At 62.7% G+C, this 24747-nt stretch carries 24 protein-coding genes; 18 read left to right on the forward strand and 6 right to left on the reverse strand.

Annotation, left to right across the window (positions count from 1 at the left end; all coding sequences use genetic code 11):
* The first annotated feature begins 40 nt into the window (after positions 1-40).
* From J2S96_RS13900 to J2S96_RS13910, 3 genes are all read left to right on the forward strand, one after another.
* The gene (locus J2S96_RS13900) at positions 41-973 is read left to right on the forward strand and encodes a hypothetical protein (RefSeq protein WP_306864474.1); all 933 of its coding nucleotides are present in this window, start codon (positions 41-43) and stop codon (positions 971-973) included.
* 176 nt (positions 974-1149) lie between these two features.
* Complete coding sequence (gene fbaA / locus J2S96_RS13905) at positions 1150-2181, forward strand: class II fructose-bisphosphate aldolase (RefSeq protein ID WP_306864567.1); 1032 nt, start codon at positions 1150-1152, stop codon at positions 2179-2181.
* Entirely contained in the window at positions 2181-2600 is a 420-nt protein-coding gene (locus J2S96_RS13910; RefSeq protein ID WP_306864477.1) for a DUF3151 domain-containing protein, read from the forward strand. The genes fbaA and J2S96_RS13910 overlap by 1 nt, the downstream gene beginning before the upstream one ends.
* A gap of 80 nt (positions 2601-2680) precedes the next feature.
* Here J2S96_RS13910 and J2S96_RS13915 read toward each other — a convergent pair whose 3' ends face one another.
* Positions 2681-3313 carry a uracil-DNA glycosylase gene (locus J2S96_RS13915; protein WP_306864480.1) on the reverse strand — a complete coding sequence of 211 codons (633 nt, stop codon included), beginning with the start codon at positions 3311-3313 and terminating at the stop codon, positions 2681-2683.
* 207 nt (positions 3314-3520) lie between these two features.
* The gene (locus J2S96_RS13920; protein WP_306864483.1) at positions 3521-5212 is read right to left on the reverse strand and encodes a phospholipase C; all 1692 of its coding nucleotides are present in this window, start codon (positions 5210-5212) and stop codon (positions 3521-3523) included.
* A 443-nt stretch (positions 5213-5655) separates the two neighbouring features.
* Here J2S96_RS13920 and J2S96_RS13925 point away from each other — a divergent pair, with 443 nt between their 5' ends.
* The 10 genes from J2S96_RS13925 (at position 5656) to J2S96_RS13970 (ending at position 14705) form a co-directional block, all read left to right on the forward strand.
* Entirely contained in the window at positions 5656-6945 is a 1290-nt protein-coding gene (locus J2S96_RS13925; RefSeq protein WP_306864485.1) for an adenylosuccinate synthase, read from the forward strand.
* A 388-nt stretch (positions 6946-7333) separates the two neighbouring features.
* Positions 7334-7888 carry an RNA polymerase sigma factor gene (locus J2S96_RS13930; RefSeq protein ID WP_306864571.1) on the forward strand — a complete coding sequence of 185 codons (555 nt, stop codon included), beginning with the start codon at positions 7334-7336 and terminating at the stop codon, positions 7886-7888.
* A complete protein-coding gene (locus J2S96_RS13935; protein ID WP_306864489.1) occupies positions 7885-8682 on the forward strand; it encodes a hypothetical protein in 798 nt (265 codons plus the stop codon). Before J2S96_RS13930 ends, J2S96_RS13935 begins: the two co-directional genes overlap by 4 nt.
* Before the next feature lie 12 nt (positions 8683-8694).
* The gene (locus J2S96_RS13940; protein WP_306864491.1) at positions 8695-9120 is read left to right on the forward strand and encodes a CoA-binding protein; all 426 of its coding nucleotides are present in this window, start codon (positions 8695-8697) and stop codon (positions 9118-9120) included.
* A gap of 69 nt (positions 9121-9189) precedes the next feature.
* Entirely contained in the window at positions 9190-10017 is an 828-nt protein-coding gene (locus tag J2S96_RS13945; RefSeq protein WP_306864494.1) for a polysaccharide deacetylase family protein, read from the forward strand.
* Positions 10018-10064: 47 nt separating this feature from the next.
* A complete protein-coding gene (locus tag J2S96_RS13950) occupies positions 10065-10466 on the forward strand; it encodes an MmcQ/YjbR family DNA-binding protein (protein WP_306864497.1) in 402 nt (133 codons plus the stop codon).
* 82 nt (positions 10467-10548) lie between these two features.
* Positions 10549-11178 carry a hypothetical protein gene (locus J2S96_RS13955; RefSeq protein ID WP_306864499.1) on the forward strand — a complete coding sequence of 210 codons (630 nt, stop codon included), beginning with the start codon at positions 10549-10551 and terminating at the stop codon, positions 11176-11178.
* A 202-nt stretch (positions 11179-11380) separates the two neighbouring features.
* A complete protein-coding gene (gene ngcE / locus J2S96_RS13960) occupies positions 11381-12790 on the forward strand; it encodes an N-acetylglucosamine/diacetylchitobiose ABC transporter substrate-binding protein (RefSeq protein WP_306864502.1) in 1410 nt (469 codons plus the stop codon).
* Positions 12787-13812: a carbohydrate ABC transporter permease gene (locus J2S96_RS13965; protein WP_306864505.1), complete on the forward strand. Its 1026-nt coding sequence runs from the start codon at positions 12787-12789 to the stop codon at positions 13810-13812. Before ngcE ends, J2S96_RS13965 begins: the two co-directional genes overlap by 4 nt.
* Positions 13812-14705: a carbohydrate ABC transporter permease gene (locus J2S96_RS13970; protein WP_306864507.1), complete on the forward strand. Its 894-nt coding sequence runs from the start codon at positions 13812-13814 to the stop codon at positions 14703-14705. Before J2S96_RS13965 ends, J2S96_RS13970 begins: the two co-directional genes overlap by 1 nt.
* A gap of 101 nt (positions 14706-14806) precedes the next feature.
* Here the strand turns inward: J2S96_RS13970 and J2S96_RS13975 are convergent, their stop codons facing one another.
* Positions 14807-15661, reverse strand: a complete 855-nt coding sequence (locus tag J2S96_RS13975) for a DUF1206 domain-containing protein (RefSeq protein WP_306864510.1) — start codon at positions 15659-15661, stop codon at positions 14807-14809.
* Between the two features lie 82 nt (positions 15662-15743).
* Here J2S96_RS13975 and J2S96_RS13980 point away from each other — a divergent pair, with 82 nt between their 5' ends.
* The gene (locus J2S96_RS13980; protein WP_306864512.1) at positions 15744-16037 is read left to right on the forward strand and encodes a DUF503 domain-containing protein; all 294 of its coding nucleotides are present in this window, start codon (positions 15744-15746) and stop codon (positions 16035-16037) included.
* 124 nt (positions 16038-16161) lie between these two features.
* On the forward strand, positions 16162-17106 hold the full coding sequence (locus tag J2S96_RS13985) for a hypothetical protein (protein WP_306864516.1): 945 nt from the start codon (positions 16162-16164) through the stop codon (positions 17104-17106).
* A gap of 63 nt (positions 17107-17169) precedes the next feature.
* Here the strand turns inward: J2S96_RS13985 and purL are convergent, their stop codons facing one another.
* The 3 genes from purL to purS are packed head-to-tail and all read right to left on the reverse strand — an operon-like array spanning position 17170 to position 20493.
* Positions 17170-19488: a phosphoribosylformylglycinamidine synthase subunit PurL gene (gene purL / locus J2S96_RS13990; RefSeq protein ID WP_306864518.1), complete on the reverse strand. Its 2319-nt coding sequence runs from the start codon at positions 19486-19488 to the stop codon at positions 17170-17172.
* Positions 19485-20240 carry a phosphoribosylformylglycinamidine synthase subunit PurQ gene (purQ, locus tag J2S96_RS13995; RefSeq protein WP_306864521.1) on the reverse strand — a complete coding sequence of 252 codons (756 nt, stop codon included), beginning with the start codon at positions 20238-20240 and terminating at the stop codon, positions 19485-19487. Before purQ ends, purL begins: the two co-directional genes overlap by 4 nt.
* A gap of 1 nt (position 20241) precedes the next feature.
* Entirely contained in the window at positions 20242-20493 is a 252-nt protein-coding gene (purS, locus tag J2S96_RS14000; protein ID WP_306864524.1) for a phosphoribosylformylglycinamidine synthase subunit PurS, read from the reverse strand.
* A 352-nt stretch (positions 20494-20845) separates the two neighbouring features.
* Here purS and J2S96_RS14005 point away from each other — a divergent pair, with 352 nt between their 5' ends.
* The 3 genes from J2S96_RS14005 to J2S96_RS14015 form a co-directional block, all read left to right on the forward strand.
* Complete coding sequence (locus J2S96_RS14005) at positions 20846-21031, forward strand: hypothetical protein (protein ID WP_306864528.1); 186 nt, start codon at positions 20846-20848, stop codon at positions 21029-21031.
* Positions 21032-21432: 401 nt separating this feature from the next.
* Positions 21433-24516 carry a S8 family serine peptidase gene (locus tag J2S96_RS14010; RefSeq protein WP_306864531.1) on the forward strand — a complete coding sequence of 1028 codons (3084 nt, stop codon included), beginning with the start codon at positions 21433-21435 and terminating at the stop codon, positions 24514-24516.
* 24 nt (positions 24517-24540) lie between these two features.
* The coding region (locus tag J2S96_RS14015; RefSeq protein WP_306864534.1) for a hypothetical protein at positions 24541-24747 on the forward strand (207 nt) is incomplete at its 3' end.

The raw sequence follows: 24747 nt of genomic DNA on the forward strand, positions 1-24747 counted from the left end.
TAACTCTCCATGGACCCCGGCGAATCGGCAAGAATGGGGCATGCGAAGGGCTCCGCTTCCCCATCACCTGACTACGGGATCCTTTGCCCTCCGTGCCTCGGACAAGGCCGGAATCAGCCGAACACGTACCCGGGCAAAGGACTTGGCCACGATTTCGCGCGGCATTCGGATGCCCCTGGATTCCGGGGCGAAGGGCGCCACGGCCTTGCGGGCCTACACGGATCTGGACGACACCTCGTTCCTGACCCACGTCTCGGCAGCCCGGGTGTGGGGCGCGGCCCTGGCGTGGCGACTCGGAGAAGATTGGCGCGTCCATATATCCCGGCGGCCAGGATTCAGCACGCCCCGCAGGGTGAATGTGGTGGGCCACTTACTGACCTTCCTCCCCGGTGAGCTGGTGGAGTACGACGGCGTCAGGCTCACCTCGCCCGCGAGGACCTGGCTTGACTTGGCTTCGATGGCGAGGGTGGACGAGCTGGTCATTGCGGGAGACTCCTTGGTATGTTCCCACGGACCCGAATTTCCGGCACCGCGTGAGGCCGTGTGTAGCATCGATGATCTGCAGGCGATGGTTGAAAGTCACCCGGGCATCAGGGGAGTCCGACTGGCCAGGGCTGCCCTCGATTTGGTCCGTGTCGGTTCGGATTCTCCTCCGGAGACCATGCTGCGCCTGGCCCTCGTGCGGGCCGGCCTCCCCGAACCGGCGTTGAACCACGTGTTGTGGGGTATCCATGGAGCTCCGGTTCTTTGGCCTGATGCGGCCTACGTGCAGGAGCGCGTAGCAATCCAGTACGACGGCGCTGGCCATGGTGAAACCGGACAGTACCTGAGCGACATCCGGCGGGAGAACCTGACGCGCGAGTACGGCTGGCTTGAGGTGCGCGTGTCCAAAGACGATCTCAAAGGGGACCGGCCCGCCGTCGTGCCCAAGGTTCTGGCAGCGCTGAAAAGCCGCGGCTGGCAATCGAGTTGACACTTCGCGGCAGTCCTGGGCAGCCACATTGCCGCGAAGTGCCATCTCGGCGAAACGTCCGCAAGTGTTACCCGTCTCCGTGACCGGAAACACGGTGCCGGATTCGAAGTCGCTAGGATGGTGCCTAGCCGTATAGGTCTACTCCAGGGTCAAAAAACCCACAGACGAAAATCAGCATAGGAGTCAGCATGCCCATCGCAACCCCAGAGATTTACTCCGAAATGATCGACCGCGCGAAGGCCGGCGGCTTCGCGTTTCCGGCAGTGAACGTCACCTCGTCGCAGACCCTGAACGCCGCCATCCGCGGCTTTGCCGAGGCCGAATCGGACGGCATCATCCAGGTCTCCACCGGTGGTGCGGCTTACTGGTCCGGCGCATCCGTCAAGGACATGGTTGCCGGCTCCTTGGGCTTCGCGGCTTTCGCCCGCGAGGTCGCCAAGAACTACAACGTGAACATCGCCCTGCACACGGACCACTGCCCGCAGGACAAGCTGGCTGATTTCGTCCTCCCGCTGCTGGCTGCTTCCGAGGAAGCCGTCAAGGCCGGCAAGGACCCCATCTTCAACTCGCACATGTGGGACGGCTCGCACGAGACGTTGGAAGACAACTTGCGCATCGGCCGCGAACTCCTGGAGCGCGCTGCCGCCGCCAAGATCATCCTCGAAGTTGAAATCGGGACGGTCGGCGGGGAGGAAGACGGCGTCGAGAACGAGATCAACGAGAAGCTTTACACCACCACGGAAGACGCCCTCGCCACCATCGAGGCCCTCGGCGCCGGCGAGAACGGCCGCTACCTCACCGCCTTGACCTTCGGCAACGTCCACGGCGTGTACAAGCCGGGCAACGTCAAGCTGCGTCCCGAACTGCTCAAGCAGATCCAGGCCGAGGTAGGCGCCAAGATCGGCAAGACCAACCCGTTCGACCTCGTCTTCCACGGCGGCTCCGGCTCCACCGAGCAGGAAATCGCGGATGCCGTTTCCTACGGCGTCATCAAGATGAACATCGACACCGATACCCAGTACGCGTTCACCCGCCCTGTTGCCGGCCACATGTTCTCGAACTACGACGGCGTCCTGAAGGTCGACGGCGAAATGGGCAACAAGAAGGCCTACGACCCCCGCGTCTGGGGAGCCTCCGCAGAGGCCGGCATGTCCGCCCGCGTCGTGGAAGCCGCAAAGCAGCTCGGCTCGGTAGGCAAGACCTTCTAATGTCCGATGAATTCCGCAAGAACCTGATGGGCCCTGAGCCGACGCTCCTGCCCGCCGAGACCGAGGTGTACCAGCACCTTGCCTTGGGGCAGGAGGCCCTGGACCTCGTGGCGAAGTACCCCACGTCTTCGCTGCTGTGGGCGATCCTGGCCGAGGAAGCCTGGGCCGAGGGCCGGACCATCGATTCCTACGCGTATGCCCGTGTGGGTTACCACCGGGGACTGGACTCCCTGCGCCGCAACGGTTGGCGCGGCGTCGGGCCCATCCCGTGGGAGCACGAACCCAACAGGGGATTCCTGCGCGCTTTGTACTCCCTCGGCCGGGCATCCGCGGCCATCGGCGAAGCTGAGGAACCGGAGCGGATTGAGAAGTTCCTGAACGACTCCGATCCCGCCGCGAAGGCAGCGATCGAAGGCTAAGGCAACTGAATTAAACGCCGACGGCGGCCGCCCAGTAAGGTGGGCGGCCGCCGTCGTGCTTCCAGCTGGGCTGGCGGAACTTAGGAGACCGGGGTGAGGCCTGTCCGGGCCATGGCCTCGGCGTAGGCCTTGTGGATAAGGTCCAAAAACTCCTGCTGCCGCGTGGGGGAGCCAGCGAAGGAGCGCCCACCCAGCGAGCGGACCTTGAACGTCTTGAAACCACGGCGGTGGATGCTCTGCGGCGCGGCCTTCATGAGCTGGTCCGCCAAACGATGGGCTTCATTGCCGTGGGCCACGAGCGCGGATGTGCGCGGAGCGATCGCCAGGAGGCGCAGGAGCGGCTTGAGGCCTTCGGTGATGTTGGCGGGCGTCAGCTTGCCCGGCTCGCCGTCGGGCTCGATCCACGGGTAGACGTTCCACGGCATCATGAGTTCAGGACGCAGGCCCAATTGCCACTGCATTCCCACCATGCGGGTGGTGGCATCCGCATCGCCCGGGACGATGAAGCCCGAGCCCGTCGTAGTGCGGGTGTTGGAGAAAAGGCTGATGATGCGGCATTCGTCGACGCTGTGCGCGGGATCTACGTAGAGGACTTCGCTGCCGGGCTTCTGTTCCTTGAGGGAATCGCAAAGCTCCGTGACCTCGGCGATGTGGGGTTCGGAACGTCGGTTCCAGAGCTGCTCTTCGGTTAATTCAATCGCCAGGTCTTGCATACGGGCTTGGGTCTCCTACGTGTAGCTAGGCGCATTTATCCGGCGGGGAGCGGTTGGCCCGACCGGCCGGAATGGGTGCATGTTGGGGGCCGCTCAACTCTACCGGAACGGCGGCGGGAATGAACGGGCCGCGCATCAAGCCGCACGTTAACGTAAAACGGCACCGTCCCGATGGATGCGGGACGGTGCCGTTTCGACAAGAGCCTGCTACTGCTGGTTCTCGTTCTGGTCGTCGCTTTCCTTGGTCCGGGAAACCACGGTGCCGTTCGATTCGTTGAGGATGAGCTTTACGTCCCGCCCCTTGTCAAAGTTGAACATGGCGTTGATGGATCCGGCTTTAGCATCTGCCGACGAGTCGCCGATTTGGCCGGTGTGCCAGTTGTCCTCGATGAAGCGAAGGATGGATGACTGGTCCGTCTGGGTGTGGTCCACGAAGTTCTTCTTCGCGAAGGGCGAGATCACTACGAGCGGCTGGCGCGGGCCCGGGCCGCAACGGTCCGCGTAGCCTCCGGCCATCGGGACACCCTTGTTGTAGGCGTTGAGGCACCATGCGGCGTCGTCAGTGGTGTTGGAGGAGTTCTTCACGCCGGCCGCGACGTGGTCGTACCAGCCGTCCGAGTCATCGTAGGCGAGGACAACGGCCGTGTTTTCCCAGTTCTTGGAGTTCTGGATGGCGTTGACCTGCTGCGTGATGAACTTCTGCTCGTCCAGTGGATCGGAGTAGCCGGCGTGGCCGTCCTGGGAGCTTCCCGCCTTCAGGAAGGAGACTGCGGGCATGTTGTCCGAGTTGACCACCTTGGCGAAGTCCGTGGTGTCGTATTGGTGGTTGGCCTGGCCGTTGTGCCCGATCTCGTCCACGCTTGCCGGGGCAAGGTGATGCGGGTTGGACGTTGACTTGTAGTACTGGAACGGCTGGTGGTGCGGGCTGTAGTCCGTGACCTTGGCGCCTGAAACGTTGGTGTGGGTGCTCAGGCAAGCAGCCGGCGTGGTGTCCGTTGCGGGCGTTGTCGGGGCAAATCCGCCTTGGAACCAGCCCCAGCTGACCCCCTTCTCGTTGAGCAGGTCACCGATGTTCTTGCCCTGCATGCCGGCAAGGTTGTTCTTGGTTGCGTGGCTCTTGTTGGAGCAGTCGTCGTAGACCGGATCCGGGTCTTCCGTCATGGTGCCAACGCCGTTGGCGTCAGGGAACTTCACGGTGTAATCGCTGCTTGCGGGCTGGACGGGCTGCCCGGTTGCAGTGAATTCGGTGACGCCGTGGGTCTGGCCGGACACGAGGTTGAGCGCGCCGGGGCTGGACGGGCCGAAGCCGGTGCTGAAGTGCGAGTCGCTCATGGCGAAGTTCTGGGCGTAGTTCCAGATCCCGGTCACGGTGTTGCCGTCGTAGTAGTCCATGGTGAGCCCGGGGCGGCCGAACTGGCCACCCGAACACGCGTCCATGCTGGTGTTCTCAACGAACTTGTTCATCAGGCCACTGTTGTAGGCCTTCTGCTCCGCGGTGTATTCGTGGTCCTGGTCGCACGTGATTGCCTGGCCGGGCGTCAGGCGCTGGGGCTGGACCGAGTTGGGATTGTTGGGCGCCAACAGATTGTCGTGCGCGAGGGTGGCGATGTTCTTCGGCGTGCTCTTGGCAGCCGTGAACGCCGGAGCCGCTGTGCCGGTGCCCTGCTGGGTTTCACCAGGGGTGTTGGCCGCTTGGGGATACGTCGCGAAGTAGTGATCGAAGGAAACGTTCTCGCCGAAAATTACGACGACGTGCTTGATGGGCGTCGCGGTTCCCTTGTGGTCGCTATCTGCCGAGGCCGGCGTCATGCCGAACCCGATCATGCCGGCAGCGATCGTGGACACGGCGAGGGTGCCGACGCCGGCTGCGGACAGCACGCGTTTGGTGTGCTTTCTCATGATTTCCTTTCAAATTCACGGGCAGGGCCCGCCCAACTGGCTCGCAATTTTTGTCGTGTGTGGGCTTGTAACGGCAACCACTGCGAGCCGGTTGGGTGAGTTGGGGGTAAGGATTCACAAAGAATCTAGCGGCTCCGTTGGGGCCGTGCGGTCGATTTGGGAGCTCGATGCGGACTGTTTGGGAAGAGTTCACATTCTGCTCACGGGGAACTTCCGGGTGTGCGGTTGCCCGTTTCATGTCGCCCGGCGGCCGTGTGACAACCGGTCCGAGGGCCGCATCGGCTAAACTTGGCTGGTAAGAGCCCCGGAACTCTTGCTGATCTCGCCGGTGAACTTTTGCGAAAGTCTGCGGGCGGGGCTGAAAGATTCGGGGCGTTCTCATGTACGGCGCTGAGCCGTGGTGATCCCGCCACGACCGGCCCGAAAGAATGGGGGAGGATCCCATGCCAGCTATCGTGATCGTCGGAGCCCAGTGGGGTGACGAAGGCAAAGGCAAAGCAACAGACCTGCTCGGTGGCCGCGTTGACTACGTGGTCAAGCCCAACGGCGGCAACAATGCCGGGCACACCGTTGTGGTGGGCGGTGAGAAGTATGAGCTCAAGCTCCTTCCTGCCGGCATCCTGAGCCCCAACGCAGTTCCGATCATCGGCAACGGCTGTGTGGTGAACCTTGAGGCTCTGTTCCAGGAGATCGACGGTCTGGAAGCCCGCGGCGCGGACACGTCCCGCTTACGCGTCTCAGCCAATGCCCACCTCGTAGCGCCGTACCACCAGGTGCTGGACAAGGTCACGGAGCGCTTCCTTGGCAGCCGTGCAATTGGTACCACCGGTAGGGGCATTGGCCCGGCCTATATGGACAAGGTGGCCCGCCTGGGTATCCGGGTCCAGGACGTCTTCGACGAATCGATCCTGCGCCAGAAGGTGGAAGGTTCGCTACGCCAGAAGAACGAGCTGCTGGTCAAGGTCTACAACCGCCGAAGCGTGGTGGTGGACGAGATCGTGGAGTATTTCCTGTCCTACGCCGAACGCCTGCGGCCGCTGGTGATCGACAGCACGCTGGTCCTCAACAATGCACTGGACGAGGGCAAAGTGGTCCTCATGGAAGGCGGCCAGGCCACGTTCCTGGACGTCGACCACGGCACCTACCCGTTCGTGACGTCTTCGAACCCGACTGCCGGCGGTGCGTCTGTTGGCTCAGGCATCGGACCCACCCGCATCTCGCGCTCCATCGGCATCATCAAGGCTTACACCACCCGTGTCGGCGCCGGTCCGTTCCCCACGGAGCTTTTCGACGAAATGGGCATGTACCTGCAGAAGACCGGCGGCGAGTTCGGAGTCAATACCGGCCGCCCCCGCCGCTGTGGTTGGTACGACGCCGTCCTGGCGCGCCACGCATCCCGCGTCAACGGCTTCACCGACTACTTCGTCACCAAGCTGGATGTCCTCACGGGAATCGAGCAGATTCCGGTCTGCGTGGCCTACGACGTCGACGGTGTTCGCCACGATGAAATGCCCATGACCCAGACCGAGTTCCACCACGCGGTGCCGATTTTCGAGTACTTCGACGGCTGGACCGAGGACATCACCGGCGCCAAGACGCTCGAAGACCTCCCCGAGAACGCCCGCAGATATGTGCTGGCCCTTGAGAAGCTGTCCGGCACGCGCTTCTCCGCGATCGGGGTGGGCCCGGACCGGGACCAGACGATCGTCGTGCACGACCTCATCGAGGACTAGCCACCAAAGCCGAACTACGACGACGGCGGGTCGCCCTTTTCGGCGGCCCGCCGTCGACGTTTCCTCGGCATGCGCACCAAAAAACAGGCGTGGAAAAAACTTTTGGAATCCGCGTAACCCTTTGGGGTGCCTTGGCGATTACCTCTTTGAAAGGCCGAGCTGAAATTTGTCCCCCATCATGTTTCAGCTCGGCCTTTCATGTCTGAAGGGGTTTGTGGACGTGCAGAAAATCCTGGAGAAGCAAGCCCAGGGAACCGAAGGCTGGTTCGTGGGCACGCCGGGAGCAGCGGTTAAGCTAGGTGAGGTTGCCCGGCCCTGCGGCGTTTGGGCGGCACCGAGGATTTCTCCTCGATCCGGATATCCGCTCCCCAACGAAAGCCACGCTTCAGTGACCGACGCCTTGACCGATGCAGCATTGGTGGACCTTCGCGGCCGGGAGACTGAACTGTTCAGCGCTGTTTACCAGGCCTTGGCAGGCCAGGTGCTTGGCTACCTGACAGCAAAAGGTGTTTCGGATCCGGAGGCTGTCACACAGGACGTTTTTGTTGCCGTGCTGCCCCGCCTCGGGACGATCACGGGTGGCGTCAACGGTCTGCGGACCTTCGTGTTCTCGGTGGCCCATGCCCGGATGGTGGATGACCACCGTCGGCAGAGCAGGGCGCCAGAGCACCACGAGTTTGAACCTGAGCGTGACACCCGCCAGTCGGATTCGGCCGAAGCCGAAGCGATGAACCGTGTGGCGCCCGGTGAAGTCATGGCGCTGCTGGATCTTCTTCGGGAGGATCAGCGGGAAGTGCTGACGCTTCGTATCGTTGCCGGTCTGACTGTTGACCAAGTCGCCGAAATCATGGGGAAAAGCCAGGGCGCAATCAAGCAATTGCAGCGCCGGGGGTTGAATGCACTCCGTGAGCACTCGGTAGTAAAGGAATACGTGGCCCCATGATGCGTTGGGATTGCAAGGACATTGACCGCGACGCGATCATCCTCGAGCTCATGCTTGAGGCTGGCCTCACGGACGCTCCCGAACTCAAGGACTCATTGAAAGCACTGGAGTCCTTCGCTGCCACTCCGGCGCCGGTCCCCGGGCCAGCACTCGCGGCGATGTTGGCTGGTGACCCTGCAAGCAGTGTTCCCTTCGACGAGCTCGGCAAACGCCGTCACTTGCGCAAGCACCGCCCCGCTTTGATTGGTGCTGCCGTCCTGACCGCCATGGGACTGGGTGTTGGTGGCGTCGCGGCAGCGAGTGGCGGATTCAGCGAGGGAACACCGGAATTCATGCAGGTCCTGATTTCCGGGTGGGCGCCCGGTTGGAGCACGGCTCCGCCTTCGCTGGTACCTCCAGCCCTCGCCCAGGACTCCCCGAAAGTCACGACGCGCCCGGCTCCCGTGGATCTGCCGCCGGCGGCCCAAGTGGCGGTCCCCTCGGCGGAGCCGGTGACGCCCGCCCCGGCCAACACCGGCGAGGTTGCGCAAGAGCAAACAGGACCATCGGCCGATACCGCCCCGGATAACCAGCCACGCTGGGGGAAATCCGAAGAGCCCAAGGCCTCACACCCGGAACCTAAGAACGGCGCACAGGAAATCCTGCCGCAGCCCAGGTCTGCGATTCCGTCCGTTCCGTCGGCGAAGGACCTCCAAAACGGGTTTCAGCAAGCAGCCGGGAAGGCCCAAGACGACGTTTCCCTGAAGCCCGCGGGGGAGTCGTTGCGTTGGCTCCATGGACTGCTGTCCCGCTAGTAGGCTGGAGTCATGACACACGTCAACGATCCGGCGGTCATTGACCGGCTCATGCGAACAAAGGGACGCTGGGCAATCGTGGGACTCAGCACGAATGAATGGCGATCGGCGTTCGAAGTAGCTCTTTTCGTTCGCGACACCATGGGTATGGAGATCATCCCGATCAACCAAAAAGGGGAAGACGTCCACGGCGAGACCGGCTACAAGTTCCTTGCGGACGTGCCCCTTGAGAAGCAGCCCATCGACGTCGTCGACTGCTTCGTTAACTCCTCGCGCGTGGGCGCGGTAGTGGACCAAGCGATTGCCGTGGGTGCGAAAGCCGTGTGGCTCCAGCTCGGAGTCATTGACGAGGATGCAGCAGAGCGGGCCAAAGCTGCGGGCCTCGACGTTGTGATGAACGCTTGTCCTGCGCAGATGGGCTGGCGGAGGGGCATCTAACGTCGCCCACCGTTCACCGGGCGCTGTTACCATCCGGGAGCAACCACCCCTCGAGACCAGGAAGTCCCCATGTGTGACGACCACCCCTCTACAGCCAGCCGGCGCACTGCGCTCGGGTTCCTCGGCGCTTCCCTCGTGACCGGAGTCGGGGCATGCGCGGTTCCCGGTAACCAGTCCGCGGGAAGCCCGACGGCGGGCCCCTCGCCGTCGTCGTCCGCAAGCACCGCGATGAGTCCGACACCAAGCCCCGCCGCCCCCGGGCGGCTCCGGAACCCTTTCGAGCCGGACTTCAAGCTGCCGCCTATCCAAGGCGGCCTGGCTCCGGTGATCACCAAGATCCCCACTAAACATCCCGTGGTGTTCCTTACGATCGACGACGGGGCCGTCAAATCGCCGGAAAGCGTCCGGCTCCTCAAGGAGAACGACTACCCGGCCACACTGTTCCTGACGAGCAACACCGTCCGCGACAACCCTGCGTTCTTCAAAGCATTCATGGAGCAGGGGAGCCTGGTTGAAAACCACACGGTCAGCCACAACGTCAATATGACAACGCAATGGGGCTACCAGCGGCAGCTTGACGACATTACAGGCATGCAGGATTTCGCGGTCCAGCAGTACGGCCGCAAGCCCACCCTGTTCAGGCCTCCCGGGGGTTCCTATTCGACCGCCATGCGGCAAGCCGTGGCCGCCGCCGGGCTGAAAGCCATCATCACGTGGGAGGCGAAGGCCAATGCAGGGCGCATGGACTACCAGTACGGCCATTCCCTGAGGCCCGGCGACATTGTCCTGATGCACTTCCGCCCCGAATTTGCTGCTGACTTCGAGGCTTTCCGCTCCGCGCAAGTGGCTGCCGGACTGGAAGTGGTGCTCCTCGAGGACTTCCTGGGCGTTGCGTGAGGCGGTCGGTCCGTTCATCCATCGTCGCGCTCCGCTAGTCTCGCTACATGGACGCTGCCACACTCCGACAAATCTGCCTTGGCTTCCCCGGGGCCTATGAAGACTTCCCGTTCGGTCCGGAGACCTCGGTCTTCAAAGTCCGGTCAACCGTTTCCGGTGGTCCCAAGCAGGAAGGCAAGATGTTCGCAGCCTCTGCCTTGGACGAGCAAGACCTGGCGGTAAGCCTCAAATGCGATCCCGCTTTGGCTGTGCAATTACGCGCGGCGCATCCGGAAATCACCGGCGCCTGGCACATGAACAAGACGCACTGGAATGGCGTGCGCCTGGACGGGGCCCTCCCTGACTCGATGGTCCGGGACATGGTGGAGGACTCCTACGACCTGGTGGTTTCCTCGTTGAGCCGCAAGCAGCGGGAGCAACTGGGCTGGGCCCGGCTCGCCAAGGACTGACACGCGGACCCCGTCTGCAGCTTCGGCTAGATTGTGAATGGACCGCACCTTCCATCCCCTCGAACCACCCAGGAGAAGCCAGATGCTGGAACAAAAGACCCTCGATGAGCTGTGGAATTTCGAGGACCCATCGTTGTCGGAAGCCCGCTTCCGCGACGCCATGACGGATCCTGCCTTCGACCCCTTTGAGCGGGCCGAACTGGCGACCCAATTGGGCCGGGCCATCGGCCTGCAGGGCCGTTTCGAGGAGGCGGATGCGCTCCTGGACGGGATCGACGCCGAAGAGGAGCCCACCATTGCGGTCCGGATACTCTTGGAGCGCGGACGCCTCCTGAACTCCGCCGGGCACCCGGCCATGGCAGTTCCGCTCTTTGAGCAGGCTGCCGAGATGGGAGACCTGCTGGGCGAAGATTTCCTCACTGTGGACGCACTTCATATGCTGGCGATCGCGGACTCCGGGCACCGGGAATCATGGACGCGGAGCGCGCTTGAGTACGCCTCCGCCGTCGAGGATTCCCGCACCAAGCGGTGGATGGTTGCATTGCACAGCAACCTCGGGTGGGCGATGTACGACGACGGGCGGCGCACCCAGGCGATGGTGGAGTTTCAGCTCGCCGAACAGTGGGCTGAGCGGGTAGGAACCGAACAACAGCAGCAGTGGGCGCGTGAGGCCATCGCTCAGTGCGCAAATTCCTTGGATTTACAGGGCTAAACCGTTCACGCACGGAGGGCTGGAGCGTCAGATCACGTTTTGACAAAAGTTGATTGAAACTGCCCTCAAATATTGCTTTTCAATCACTCGTGGTGAAGTATGTCACACGAAGGGTGCGTCGCAGCGGCGGTGCCCGGACCGAGCGACTGCCGGCGAAGGAGCCGTCAGAGTTCGGCACTACGAGTCTCTGGAGGGTTTTAGGATGAACGTTCAGCAGCAGCCCCTTGCACGCCGCGGTTTCCTCCGCGGCGCGCTTGCCGCCGCCGTGCTTGTGCCGTTGGCCGGCTCGATGGCCTCCTGCGCGGCAGGTGGCGGCGGAGGAAGCACCGGTCCTACGGGCACCGTTTCAGATACCAATCCGTTCGGCATGGCAGACAAGTCCACCGTTGACGCCGTGATCTTCAAAGGCGGCTATGGAATCGACTACGTTGAGTTCGCGGGCAAGGGCTTCGAGAACGCCCATCCGGGTTCCACCGCCAAGATTTCCCCGTCCACGGACATTGCGCAGGAACTCCAGCCGCGATTCGTTGGCGGTAACCCGCCGGACCTGATCGACAACTCCGGCGCCAAGGCAATCGGCTTCAGCACCATCCTGGCCCAGCTCGAAGACCTCACCAGCGTGGTCGAGGCCAAGAACCTCGAAGGCAAGGTCATCAAGGACACCCTTTATGCCGGAGTACTCGCCCCGGGTACTTTCAATGGCAAGCTGGCTGCCCTGAACTACGTGCTGACCGTTTACGCCATGTGGTATTCGGATTCGTTCCTGAAGGACAACGGCTGGACCGTGCCGAAGACCTGGGATGACATGTACGCCCTCGGCGAGCAGGCCAAGGCCAAAGGCAAATACCTGTTCGTCTGGGGCAAGGAAGCTGCCACTTACTACCAGGAAATGGCGATCGCTTCCGCCATCAAGGAAGGCGGCAACGACGTTCGCCTCGGCCTTGAAAACCTGAAACCGGATGCCTGGTCCCACCCGGCCATCCAGAGCGTCTTCACCGCCCTGGGCAAGATCGTCAAGGCGGGCCACTTCAAGCCAGGTGGCTCGGGCACGCAGTTCACCGCAGCGCAGGCGCAGTGGAGCAACGCCCAGGACGCCCTGTTCTACCCGTCCGGCTCGTGGATAGAAAACGAGATGAAGGACCAGACCAAGTCCGGATTCAAGATGACCGGGGCTCCTGTTCCTACCGTGACCTCAGGATCCAAACTTCCTTACGAGGCAATGCACAGCGCTTCGGGCGAGCCCTTCGTTGTTCCGTCCCAGGGCAAAAACGTTGCTGGCGGCAAGGAACTGCTGCGTGTCATGCTGTCCAAGGATGCTGCCACCAACTTTGCCAAGACCAAGCTGGCCCCCACCATCGTCAAGGACACCATTCCCGCCGACGGTTTCGGTTCCACCGCACTGGTTTCCCAGACCAAGCTGCTCAGCGATGCCGGATCGAACATCTTCACGTGGAACTTTGTCGACCTCTACGGTATGAACAAGGACCAGTTGGTTGTCTGGAACACGTTCCTCGATGGAAAGTCCGACGTCGCCACTTTGACATCGGACCTGCAGAAGATTACCGACAAGGTCCGCAACGACAGTTCGGTCACAAAGATTGAAGTGAAGTGACTTCAGTGAAAGCAAAAACAATCCGGGTCGGCGACGGTGCGTCCGCCGTCGTCGGTCCGGATACCGCTCCACCCGTCTACAAGAGGCGGCGTAAACCCCTGACGTTCGACAAGGTCAGCTTTTTTGTGGTCTTCCTTGGCCTGCCCCTGGCGATCTACATCATGTTTGTGATCTGGCCCTTCATCCAGGCCTTCGGCTACTCCTTGACCGACTGGTCGGGGTTCTCGCCCAAGCAAAACTTCATTGGCCTTCAGAACTACCAGAGGCTCTTTTCGGATGACGTCTTCATGAAGGCCATGGGAAACAACATCCTGTTGGTCATCTTCCTGCCCATCATTACCATCGTCCTCAGCCTTGTACTCGCAACCTTGGTCACTGTGGGGGGCAGCAGCAAGGGCCAGATCAGGGGATTGCGCAACTCCAGCTTCTACCGGGTTGTCTCCTTCTTCCCCTATACGATTCCGGCAATTGCCATCGGCATCATGTGGGGCCAGATCTACGATCCGTCCGGAGGCCTGCTCAACGGCATCCTCACCTCCTTGGGGATGGACCAGTTCAGGTCCTACGCCTGGCTGGGCGACAAGAGCACCGCCATGATCGCCACGATGTTCGTGATCGTGTGGGGTTTCATCGGCTTCTACATGGTGCTGTTCGTCGCGGGCATCAAGGGAATCCCTGCCGAGCTGTTTGAGGCGGCCAGGATTGACGGGGCCGGGCGTTTACGCACTGCCGTGTCCATCACCATCCCGCTGATCCGGGACAACATCCAGACCGCCTACATCTATATGGGGATCCTGGCGCTGGACGCCTTCGTCTACATGGCCGCCCTGAACTCCGGTGGTGGACCTGACAACTCGACTTTGGTGATGTCCCAGCAGCTCTTCTTCACGGCATTCACGAAGGGCCAGTTCGGCCTGGCCAGCGCCATGGGCGTTGTCCTCGCCGTAGCCACCCTGATTTTCTCCGGCCTGGTGTTCCTGGTTAACAGGCTCACTGGTGGCGACAAGGATGTGTCCCTCTGATGACTACAAAAATCGCCGGCCCGGAAATGAAGGCCCTGCACTTCAACTCCCGCAAGCCAGCCATGACCACGGGAGACCGGGTGGTCGGCGCGGTTTCGCACACGGCGCTCAGCATCTGGTCGCTCATCGTGATCCTGCCGCTGCTGTGGACCTTCATGTCCTCGTTCAAGACGTCGAGCGAGATTTTCGCCTCGCCGTTTGCCCTGCCTTCCCAGTGGCGATTCGACAACTACGTCCGGGCATGGACCGAGGCCGGAATCGGGAGCTACTTCCTCAACTCTGTGATTGTCGTTGGGTCCGCTTTGGTGATCGTCATGGTGCTTGGCGCCATGTGTGCCTATGTCTTGGCCCGTTATGTTTTCTTCGGCAGCAAAGCGATCTACTACCTCATGCTTGCCGGGCTCACCTTCCCGATCTTCCTCGCCATGGTGCCCTTGTTCTTCGTCATGCGGAACATCGGCCTGCTCAACACTTTGCCCGGCCTCATCCTTGTGTACGTCGGCTTCGCGCTTCCGTTCACGGTGTTCTTCCTTTTCTCCTTCTTCAAATCGCTGCCGCATGAAATCACCGAGGCGGCCGCCCTGGACGGAGCAGGGGAATGGCGGACGTTCTTCCAGGTCATGCTGCCGATGGCCAAGCCCGGACTCGCCTCCGTGGCCATCTTCAACTTCCTGGGCCTGTGGAACCAGTTCCTGATTCCGGTGGCGATCAACGCGGCCGGACCCCGCGTGCTGTCGCAAGGTCTGGCGGCCTTCGCCGGCCAGATGGGCTATGCAGTGGACTTCGGCGCCTTGTTCGCAGCCGTCACGGTCACTGTGGTTCCGGTGCTGATCGTCTACATCATCTTCCAACGCCAGCTGCAAGGTTCGGTGTCACAAGGCACCTCCAAGTAGCACAACACGGCTAAATAAACACTCGACGGCGGTTTCCACCCTCGGTGGGTGCCGCCGTCGGGCGTTTTGCCGCTGCTTCGCTCCAAGAGGCGCGCCCGCCGTCAGAGCCGCTGGTAACGGGAGCGGAACAAAGAGTAGACGCCGTAGGCCATGAGTCCGAGGCTTACGAACACCAGCACCCATCCGCCAAAGGGTTGTTTCAGGAAGGCTTTGAGGGCGGCGTCGAGGCCCCCTTGTTGGGAGGGGTCGTGCGCAGCTGTGGCGATTAGGATGAGCAAGCCGACGGCGCCGAGCGCTACCCCTTTTGCGCAATAGCCCACGACGCCCAGCACCGTAAACGCATCTCCCAAGGCGCCGGACGGTTTTCCCTTCAGGTTCTTTTCGTACTTGCGCGTAATCCCCAGGAAGATATACGTGCCGGCGGCTGCCAGCAGTGCCACCCCGATGATGACCAGGAGGATTGTGCCGGGAGCGCTGGACATGAGGTCTGCGCTGGTCGAACGGGATTTCTCGCTGCTGTTGCTGGGACGGCTGAGCGCAAAACTGCCGAAGGTCACCGCGACCACTGCGAAGACGATCGCCTGCCCGGCGGCCTTGAGGCGATTCATCCAAGGCTTGGAGCTGCCCCCGCTCCACCCCAGCACGGCGTCGCTCGCCATATAGAGCGCAAGGACGCCGCAGGCCACCAGTCCCGCCCACAAAAGGACGACGCCGCCGGGCGTGGCTGCCAACTGGCTTACCGCTCCACTTTGGTCGGCCTGGCCGGATGAGCCCAACGCAATCCCCAAAGCGATTCCCCCGATCAGGAGGTGTATCAGCCCCAAAGCAACGAAGCCTGCCCGCGCTACGACCCGGACGGTCCGTGAATCCCGGGCGTCGTCCACTGTGTGCTCCACCGAACCGGCGCCCCGTGAAACTGCATTGCGTGCCTTGTTCGTGTGATCGTCTGCGCCCATGGAGCTCCTTTAGTCTGCCTTCATCTTGCCACCGTAGGCCCCGATGCGGGAGGGAGCGCTGACTACTGGATACGATGGCCGCATGTGGATCGCGTGGATCGAGTTCGACATCCTCCTCGGCGACGTGCACAGCCTGAAGGAGAAACGCTCCCTCGTGCGTCCGCTGATCGCCGAGTTGAAGCGGCGTTTCGAAGTCTCCGCCGCCGAGACCGGGCACATGGAGCAGCATCGCCGTGCGCTCGTTGGCGCAGCCGCAGTGGCAGCAGACCGCGCGCATCTCGTGGAGGTGCTCGACGCCGTCGAACGCTTTGTTGCTGCGCGCCCAGAACTGGAGCTGTTGAGCGCCCGACGCCGGGATCTCCACAGCGAAGACTGACCCTTTGTGCATCGATTGCTGAGCAACGGTCGTTTTCAGGGCCCAAAACGACCGTTCTGGAGCAATCGATGGAGGCTGTGGATAACTTCTGCAGGGGTGGGCTCTTTTCTGTTCTGATGGGCCCATGAAAACCCCGCGTCGCCTGCCGTTGACTCTCCAGACCCGGCCGTTCACTATTTCCGAGGCGGCCCGGGAAGGTGTCAGCCCCCGGCGTCTGCGGCACGGTTCCCTGAACAGGCTCGGCAAGGGGATCCGTTCGGAGACCCCGACGGCGGAACTCCCCTTGTATATCCGCGTGCGCCCTTTCGTCGAGGTCAATGAGCGATGCGCCGCGTCCCATCTCACCGCGGCAGAGCTTCTTGACCTGCCCCGACGTCGCCAGAAGGAGCCAACCCACATGTTCCACGTGATCAGACCGGAGGGCGCCGCCCACCTCAACCGTCCCCACGTCGTCGTCCATCGGATGAAGCTCTATGCCGACGAGGTCACCACGGTTGATGGCGTCCTTGTCACCACCGTGGAGCGCACTTGGCTGGACATGGCCGAGATGCTGACCGTCGACGAGTTGGTGGTGATGGGCGACAGTTGTGTGCGGATGCCACGGGTTGAATTCGAAGGAAGACACGAGCCGCTGTGCACTCTCGCGGACCTTCAGCGGATGATTGATCGCCACAAAGGCAAGCGGGGCCTGCGCAAAGCCAAGGAAGCGATCCGCTTGATCCGCGTGGGCTCCGATTCTCCGCAGGAGTCATTGCTCCGGCTAGCCGTTGTCAGGGCAGGTTTGCCGGAGCCTGAACTCAACGTGCCGGTTGAGGCCCGGGACGGCGGGAGGGTCCTGCAGCCTGACTTGTCGTACAAAAGGTACAGGATCGGCATCGAGTACGAAGGCGAGAACCACGGCAACGAAGCACAGGTGGTGCGGGACATCAGCCGCTCGGAACGGTATGCGGCTTTGGGCTGGACGGAGGTCCGGATCTCAAAGCGCCACATGGTGAACGATGCCAAGCCAGCCGTGGCGAAGATCCGGACCGCACTGATCCAAGCCGGTTGGCGTCCTGCCCGTTCTTAAAAACGATTGCTCCGTAACTGTCATTCTGAGGGTTCAAAACGACAGTTACGGAGCATTCGACGGTTATCCGAAGTACTTCGGCAGCGTGGCCTCGTGGGCTTCGTTGAGCGCGTCCAGGGACAGCTCGTCCACGCCGTTGATCTCCAGCTTGCCGCCGGCAGCGTCCACGACGCCGATCCGGAGGTGCGCGAAGCCGCGGGCCGTGCACATGTCCTTGAAGCGGATTTCCTCGGAGCGCGGAACGGACACGATGGCCCGGGCCTGGGACTCGGAGAACAATGCGGTGAACAGGTCCACGCCGTCGCGCTCCATGAGTTCGCCCAATGCAATCCGGGCGCCGACGCCGTAGCGAAGCGAGGATTCCACCAGAGCAGCCGCAAGGCCTCCCTCGGAGAGGTCGTGCGCGGCATCGATCATGCCGTCGCGCGAAGCGTTGATGAGGATCTCGCCGAGCTGGCGCTCCAGGGCCAAGTCAACCTTCGGCGGCAAGCCGCCGAGGTGTCCGCGCAGGTTGGACCATTCCGAGCCGTCCAGCTCCGCGGCCGTGGTGCCGAGAAGGTAGATGGCCTGGCCGTCTTCCTTCCAGCCCGAGGGGGTGCGGCGCGCGACGTCGTCGAGCTTGCCCAGCACTGCAACCACAGGGGAGGGGTGGATCGGGACGGTGCCGGTCTGGTTGTACAGCGAGACGTTGCCGCCGGTGACCGGGACGCCGAGCTCCATGCACGCGTCGGACAGACCGCGGATAGCCTCGGCGAGCTGCCACATGACGTCCGGGTCCTCGGGGGAGCCGAAGTTCAGGCAGTCGCTGACGGCCATCGGCACAGCGCCGGACGTGGCGACGTTGCGGTAGGCCTCGGCCAGGGCCAACTGTGCGCCGTGGTACGGATCGAGGAAGGTGTAGCGGCCGTTGGCGTCGGTGGCCAGTGCCACGCCAAGGCCGGTTTCCTCGTCCACCCGGATCACTCCGGCATCGTCCGGGAACGCCATGGCGGTGTTGCCGCCGACGTAGCGGTCGTACTGCTTGGTGATCCAGGCCTTGCTGCACATGTTCGGCGAAGCAATGAGCTCGGTGACGGCCGCCGCCAGTTCCCCGGAGGTCGAGGGCCGGCCGGCGTCCTGGACGGACCCCGTGAAGGTGTCCGCCTGGACCGAGTCCTGCCAGGACGGACGCGCGAACGGACGGTCGTAGACCGGTCCGTCGTGGGCAACGGTGCGCGGGTCGACGTCCACAATGACTTCGCCTTCCCACGTGATGATGAGGCGGCCGGAATCGGTGACCTCGCCCAGCCAGGAGTACTCCACGGCCCACTTGTCCATCACGGCTTCGAAGGCAGCGACGTTCTCAGGGGTGACAACGGCCATCATGCGTTCCTGCGACTCGGACATCAGGATTTCGCCCGGCGTCAGCGTGGGGTCGCGGAGCAGCACAGAGGTCAGTTCAACCTGCATGCCGCCGTCGCCGTTGGAGGCGAGCTCGGACGTGGCGCAGGAGATACCGGCCGCGCCGAGGTCCTGGATGCCTTCAACCAGCGAACCCTTGAACAGTTCCAGGCAGCACTCAATGAGCACCTTTTCGGCGAAGGGGTCGCCTACCTGGACGGCGGGGCGCTTGGAGGGCTTGGTGTCGTCGAAGGACTCCGAAGCCAGCACCGAGGCACCGCCAATGCCGTCCCCGCCGGTGCGTGCACCGAAGAGGACTACCTTGTTCCCCTTGCCGGAGGCGTTAGCCAAGCGGATGTCTTCGTGGCGCATGACGCCCACTGCAAGCGCGTTGACCAGCGGGTTGCCCTGGTACACCGAGTCGAACACCATTTCGCCGCCGATGTTCGGCAGGCCAAGCGAGTTGCCGTAGCCGCCGATGCCGGCAACTGCACCGTGCATGACGCGGGCGGTGTCCGGGTGGTCGATCGCGCCGAAACGCAGCGGATCCATCACGGCCACCGGGCGGGCGCCCATGGAGATGATGTCGCGGACAATACCGCCGATGCCGGTCGCGGCACCCTGGTAGGGCTCCACGAACGACGGCGAGTTGTGGGACTCGATCTTGAACGTCACGGCCCAGCCGTCGCCCAGGTTGGTGACGCCGGCGTTTTCGCCGATGCCCACGAGCATGTCCTTCTTCATCTCCTCGGTCACCTTTTCGCCGAACTGGCGCAGGTGGTTCTTCGAGGATTTGTAGGAGCAGTGCTCGCTCCACATGACGGAGTACATGGCGAGCTCGGCGCCGGTGGGCCGGCGGCCCAAGACCTTCACGACCTCGTCGAACTCGTTCTGCTTGAGGCCGAGTTCGGCCCAGGGGAGCTCGGTGTCCGGCGTCTTGGCCGCGTTCTCGACGGTGTCGATGTTGAACTTCTTGCTGACGGTTTCAGCTGAGGTAGTCACTGTGCGCCTCCCACGATCTTGTTCAGGACGGAGGTGAAGAAACCCAAGCCATCCGTGCCGGCGTTGGACTCCGGACCGAATCCGGGCTCCACCGCGTGCTCCGGGTGCGGCATGAGGCCTACCACGTTGCCCGCGGCGTTGCTGATGCCGGCAATGTCGCGGCGTGAACCGTTCGGGTTCCAGCCGACGTATCGGAACACGACGCGGCCCTCGGCCTCAAGGGCGTCCAGGGTCTTGTCGTCAGCGATGTACTGGCCATCCTGGTTCTTCAGCGGAACCGTGATTTCTTCACCGGCCTCGTAGTCCGAGGTCCAGAAGGTGTTGTTGTTTTCCACGCGCAGCACCTGGTCACGGCACAAGAACTTCAAGTGGTCGTTCTTGATCATGGAGCCCGGGAGCAGGTGCGACTCGGTCAGGATCTGGAAGCCGTTGCAAATACCCAGCACGGGCAGCTTGGCGTCGCTGTTGGCAGCATCAATGATGCGCGACATCAGCGGAGCGAAGCGCGAAATCGCGCCGGCGCGCAGGTAGTCACCGTAGGAGAAACCACCCGGAATGATCACGGCGTCCACATCGGCCAAGTGGGTGTCGGCGTGCCAGAGCGCGACGGCGGTGCCGCCTGCGAGGCGCACGGCACGGGCGGCGTCGCGGTCGTCCAAGGTGCCGGGGAAAGTGACGACGCCGATCTTGGCCCCGCTCAATTGGGGTTCGACGGCCACAGGGGCTCCGCCGATCAAAGGAAGTTCAGTCATGTCAGGCCTCGACGACCTCGACGTTGACGACGTCTTCGATCACCGGGTTGGAGAGCAGGGTCTCGGCAGCCTCGCGGGCCTGGGTGAGGATTGCTTCGGTCACCTCGCCGTCGACGGTCAGTTCGAAGCGCTTGCCCTGGCGGACGGCGCTAAAGCTGGTGAAGCCGAGGCGGGGCAGTGCGCCCACGATGGCCTTCCCCTGAGGGTCCAGAATCTCGGGCTTGGGCATGACGTCGACGACGATCCGGGGCATCCGGTAACTCCTGTGCGTGAGCGTTGGTTAAACCTTGGTTAAAGGCTGCCGCGGAGTGGTGCCGTCTCACGCCTGAACTGCTTCCGAACAGTGTTCAGCAACAGTGTTCGGTGGCAGTGTCTTACGGAATAAGGGGGCGCTCCGCGAGCTTGCATGCCCATTCTACCGGCCAAATCGCTACATACCCTATTTGCGGGCGATCGGTGAAGGGGCGGCAACCAGCCACAACGTGTGCGCCAATTCGCGGCGGTAACCCGCCGTCGTCGGGGGTTTCAAGGCGCCTCCGACGGTTCCGGACAGTGCGCGACGGCGGACTCTGGCCCGGGGTGGTTTGCGTCACTAGGATTGCGGCATGGCCGAGAACGCTAAGTCGATGGTTTTGCCCGTGGTCCTTGCTGCTGTTTTCGCGGGCCTGGGGCGGATGGTCGTCCAAAGAATCAGGGCGGACCGGGCTGCCCGTGAAAACCGCATTTCCGTTCCTCCGGATGCTTCGACAAGGGCCAAAATCAGCGACGCGTTGCGAGGAGTCCATTCTTAGTGCTGAAGGCGCGAATTCGGCAGGAGCGCGGAGGCTCTTTCGACCCGTCATGGTCACCAAAATCCGAATATCGGTACAGCAGGCAAGGCCCGTACCGACGGCTCGTGCCTGCCGCTGCGTGCGGATGTATTCTGATGCCAAATGACATGACAAAAAACGTGAAATGAGTCCTATGCCATATTCGACTATCGCTCTGTACTCTATGAATCGGCTGGACTTTAGCTGATTACAAGAACTGTCAATCGGCGTCCATCCTTAGTTGTTTGATCTTGACATGACCGCCACGATCGCCCGGAAAGGTGCAATCACTCGTGAATTCACAAGGAAAGAGCTTTATTGGACGCGGGGGGCTTCGAAAAGCTGCGGCACTAGCCGCCGGATTACCGGTTCTGCTCTCCTCGGTGGCGTTGACACCCGCTCAAGCTGCGCCGGCTTCCGGCTCAACGGCCTTCGGTTCAACCGCTACCGGAATTGCCCGGAATGTCGACCCCAAGTCTTATCAGGATGGCCGCTACGTCGTGGTGCTGGCAGAGAAGCCGGCGGCCACTTACGACGGCGGAACGCCTGGGTACGTGTCCACCAAACCGCAGGCGGGCAAGAAACTCGACGTCGGCAAGTCCGAAGTGAAGCAATACCAGGCCCACTTGCAGCAGAAGCAGCAGGACGTGGCCAAGCAGCAGAACGTGAGCATCAATCGCGACTACACCACGGCGATCAACGGCTTCAGCGCCACCCTTTCCGCAAACCAGGCCGTCAATCTCGCGAAGAACCCGGATGTTCTCCTCGTGGCCCCGGACACCCAGTCAGCTCCTGACTACTCCACCACCGATTTCCTCAACCTCAGTGGACCGAACGGGGTTTGGAATACCCAGTTCGGCGGCCAGGACCAAGCCGGCAAGGGCACCGTGGTGGGCGTCATCGACACCGGCTACACGCCGACAAGCAAGTTCTTCGCCGGCGATCCCGTCCAGCCGCTGGTCGGGAAACCCCAAGTGGGCGTCCCGTACCGCACGAGTGACGGCAAGATCGCCATGCTGAAGGCCAACGGAGATACCTTCGTAGGCGACTGCCAGAAAGGCACCGACACCGGAGCCTCCTTTGACGGCACGGCCTGCAATTCCAAAGTGCTCGCAGCCCACTACTTTGCAGATGCTTTCCTGCAGTCGGTTCCGCCCGCCCAGCGGGCTCCCCAGGAACAAATCTCGCCCATCGACGTCGCGAGCCACGGTACGCACACGGCCAGTACGGCCGCAGGCAACCCTGGTGTGGAAACGTTCGTGGATGGCCGCAGCTTCGGCAAGACGAGCGGCGTGGCGCCAGCTGCCAAACTCTCGATCTACAAGGTCTGTTGGGAAGACACGGACCCCAATTCGGGTGGCTGCTACAGTTCCGCGGCCATCGCCGCCATTGACCAGGCCATTGCCGACGGCGTGGACGTCCTGAATTACTCCATTTCGGGTGCGACGGACACCACCACCGACCCGGTCTCGCTCGCGTTCCTCTCAGCTGCGTCTGCCGGCATCTTTGTGGCCGCGTCCGCCGGTAACTCGGGCCCGCAGGCCAGCACCGTCAACCACGGCGCACCTTGGATGACCACGGTTGCGGCTACTTCCTTCTCCCAGGCACTCCAGGGGACCGTCGAATTCTCCGACGGCGCCAAGTTCCGTGGAGCCAGCATCATGAACCACCAGGTGAGCGGGGCCGGCGTCGTGCTCTCCGCAAACGCCGCCTCGGGAACCGGTAACGCAGCACTTTGTGCGCCCGGGTCCCTGGACCCGGCGAAAATCGCCGGCAAGGTAGTGGTGTGTGACCGCGGGGTGGTCGACCGGGTCGCGAAGAGCGCAGAGGTGCTCCGCGGCGGCGGGGTGGGCATGATCCTCGTCAACCTCACCACCTCCTCGTTGGACACGGACAAGCACGCAGTGCCCACCGTGCATGTGAATCCACCGGACTCACAGGCCATCAAGGACAAGGTCGCCGCCAACCCCGGAATTACTGTTTCCCTGATTGACCACGACACCACCGGATTGCCCCTCGAGGCTCAGCCGCAGATCGCCGGATTCTCCTCCCGCGGCCCGTTGCTCGCCACCGATTCGGATCTGCTCAAGCCGGACGTTTCGGCTCCCGGCGTTGCTGTGCTGGCAGGGGTTTCGCCCATCGGCAGCAATGGCGATGAATACGGATTCATGTCCGGAACCTCCATGGCGTCCCCGCACATCGCCGGTTTCGGCGCCTTGATCCTGGCGAAGAATCCCGATTGGTCGCCGGCGACGGTCAAGTCGGCCATGATGACGACGGCGAGTGACGTCAAGCTGGCCAATGGAACCAAGAACCAGGACGTCTTCGCTACTGGTGCGGGAGAGATGAACCCTGCCGGTGTGCTGGAACCGGGTCTGGTCTACGACGCCGGAACCGAGGACTACCAGAAGTTCGTCCAGGGCACCGGCGTGGACCTCGGCATTCCGGGACTTGGCTCTACACTGCCGCGCGACATGAACCTTCCCTCCTTCGCCCTGGGTAACCTCGTGGGCAAGATCGAGGTCACCCGCACCGTCACGGCCTTGACCCCCGGCCAATACCGGGCCACGGCCAATGTGCCTGGAGTTGACGTCAAGGTCACTCCGTCCGTACTCAACTTCAACGAAGTCGGCCAGAAGAGGACCTTCACGGTGACCTTCGAAAACAAGAGCGCGGCACTGGGTACATTCGCGATGGGATCGCTCAAGTGGGAAGGCGCCAACAAGTCGGTGGTCTCTCCGATTGCGGTCCGCCCGCAGTCGGTACTCGCCTCCAAGAGCGTCGCCTTCACGTCCCAGCAAGCAAGCGGTTCGGCGGACATCAACATCGTCTCCGGTTCCGACTCGCCCACGGCCGTGACCATTGACGGGCTCTCCAAGGCCGATTCCTCGCCGGCTGAGCTTGTTCCCGGTCCCGTGGCTGTGGCAAACAACGCCTCGAACTTCGTCAAGACCGCCACGGTTGCCCCCGGAACGGCTTTCGCGAAGTTCTCGGTGATCTCCTCGGATCCCACAGCGGATTTCGATCTGTATGTCCTGTCGCCGTCAGGTCAGTTGTTCACGGCAGCGACTCCGAGTGCCAGCGAGTCCCTCTCGCTCGACAACCCGGAACCCGGGACCTACACCATCATCGCGAACCTGTATGCCAGCCCCAACAACCGGCCCACCAAGGCCAGTGTTGATGCCGCGATTCTCGGCGCAGACCAAGGCAACGCCACGGTCACACCCAACCCGATCAAGATGAAGAACGGGAAATCCGGGAAGATCACCTTCGCATGGAGCAAGCTGACCCCGGGCTCCTACATTGGTCGACTCACCTTTGCCGGCACGAGCTCGCCAACATTCGTGTCCGTCCTGGTTTCGGCAAGCGGCAGCGTGTCCGTGGTGCCGAACGACGACCAGGAAGGCCAGCATGGCAAGGGCAAACTGCAGAATCAAGGAGAGGACCAGTCAAACAACGCGCTGTAGCGCGGCGTTGACAGCCTGACAGCTATGAAGGAAAGCGGCCGGCGGGATATCTGCCGGCCGCTTTCCTGTTTCCCCGGACGCCCGGTCACCTTTGGGGCGGGTTTCACCGACGCCCGGTCACCTTTGGGCCTTTTTTGCGGTATCTATCAAGCTGTTTGTGACAGCGGGGTGGTTTGTTTGTTGTTGATTCCGGCTGTGGGAGGGGCTCCCGGCGCGGTGGGTTTGTTGCGG

Origin of the sequence: Arthrobacter bambusae (assembly GCF_030812595.1) — a bacterium.
In the GTDB taxonomy this organism is placed as follows: Bacteria; Actinomycetota; Actinomycetes; order Actinomycetales; family Micrococcaceae; genus Arthrobacter; species Arthrobacter bambusae_B.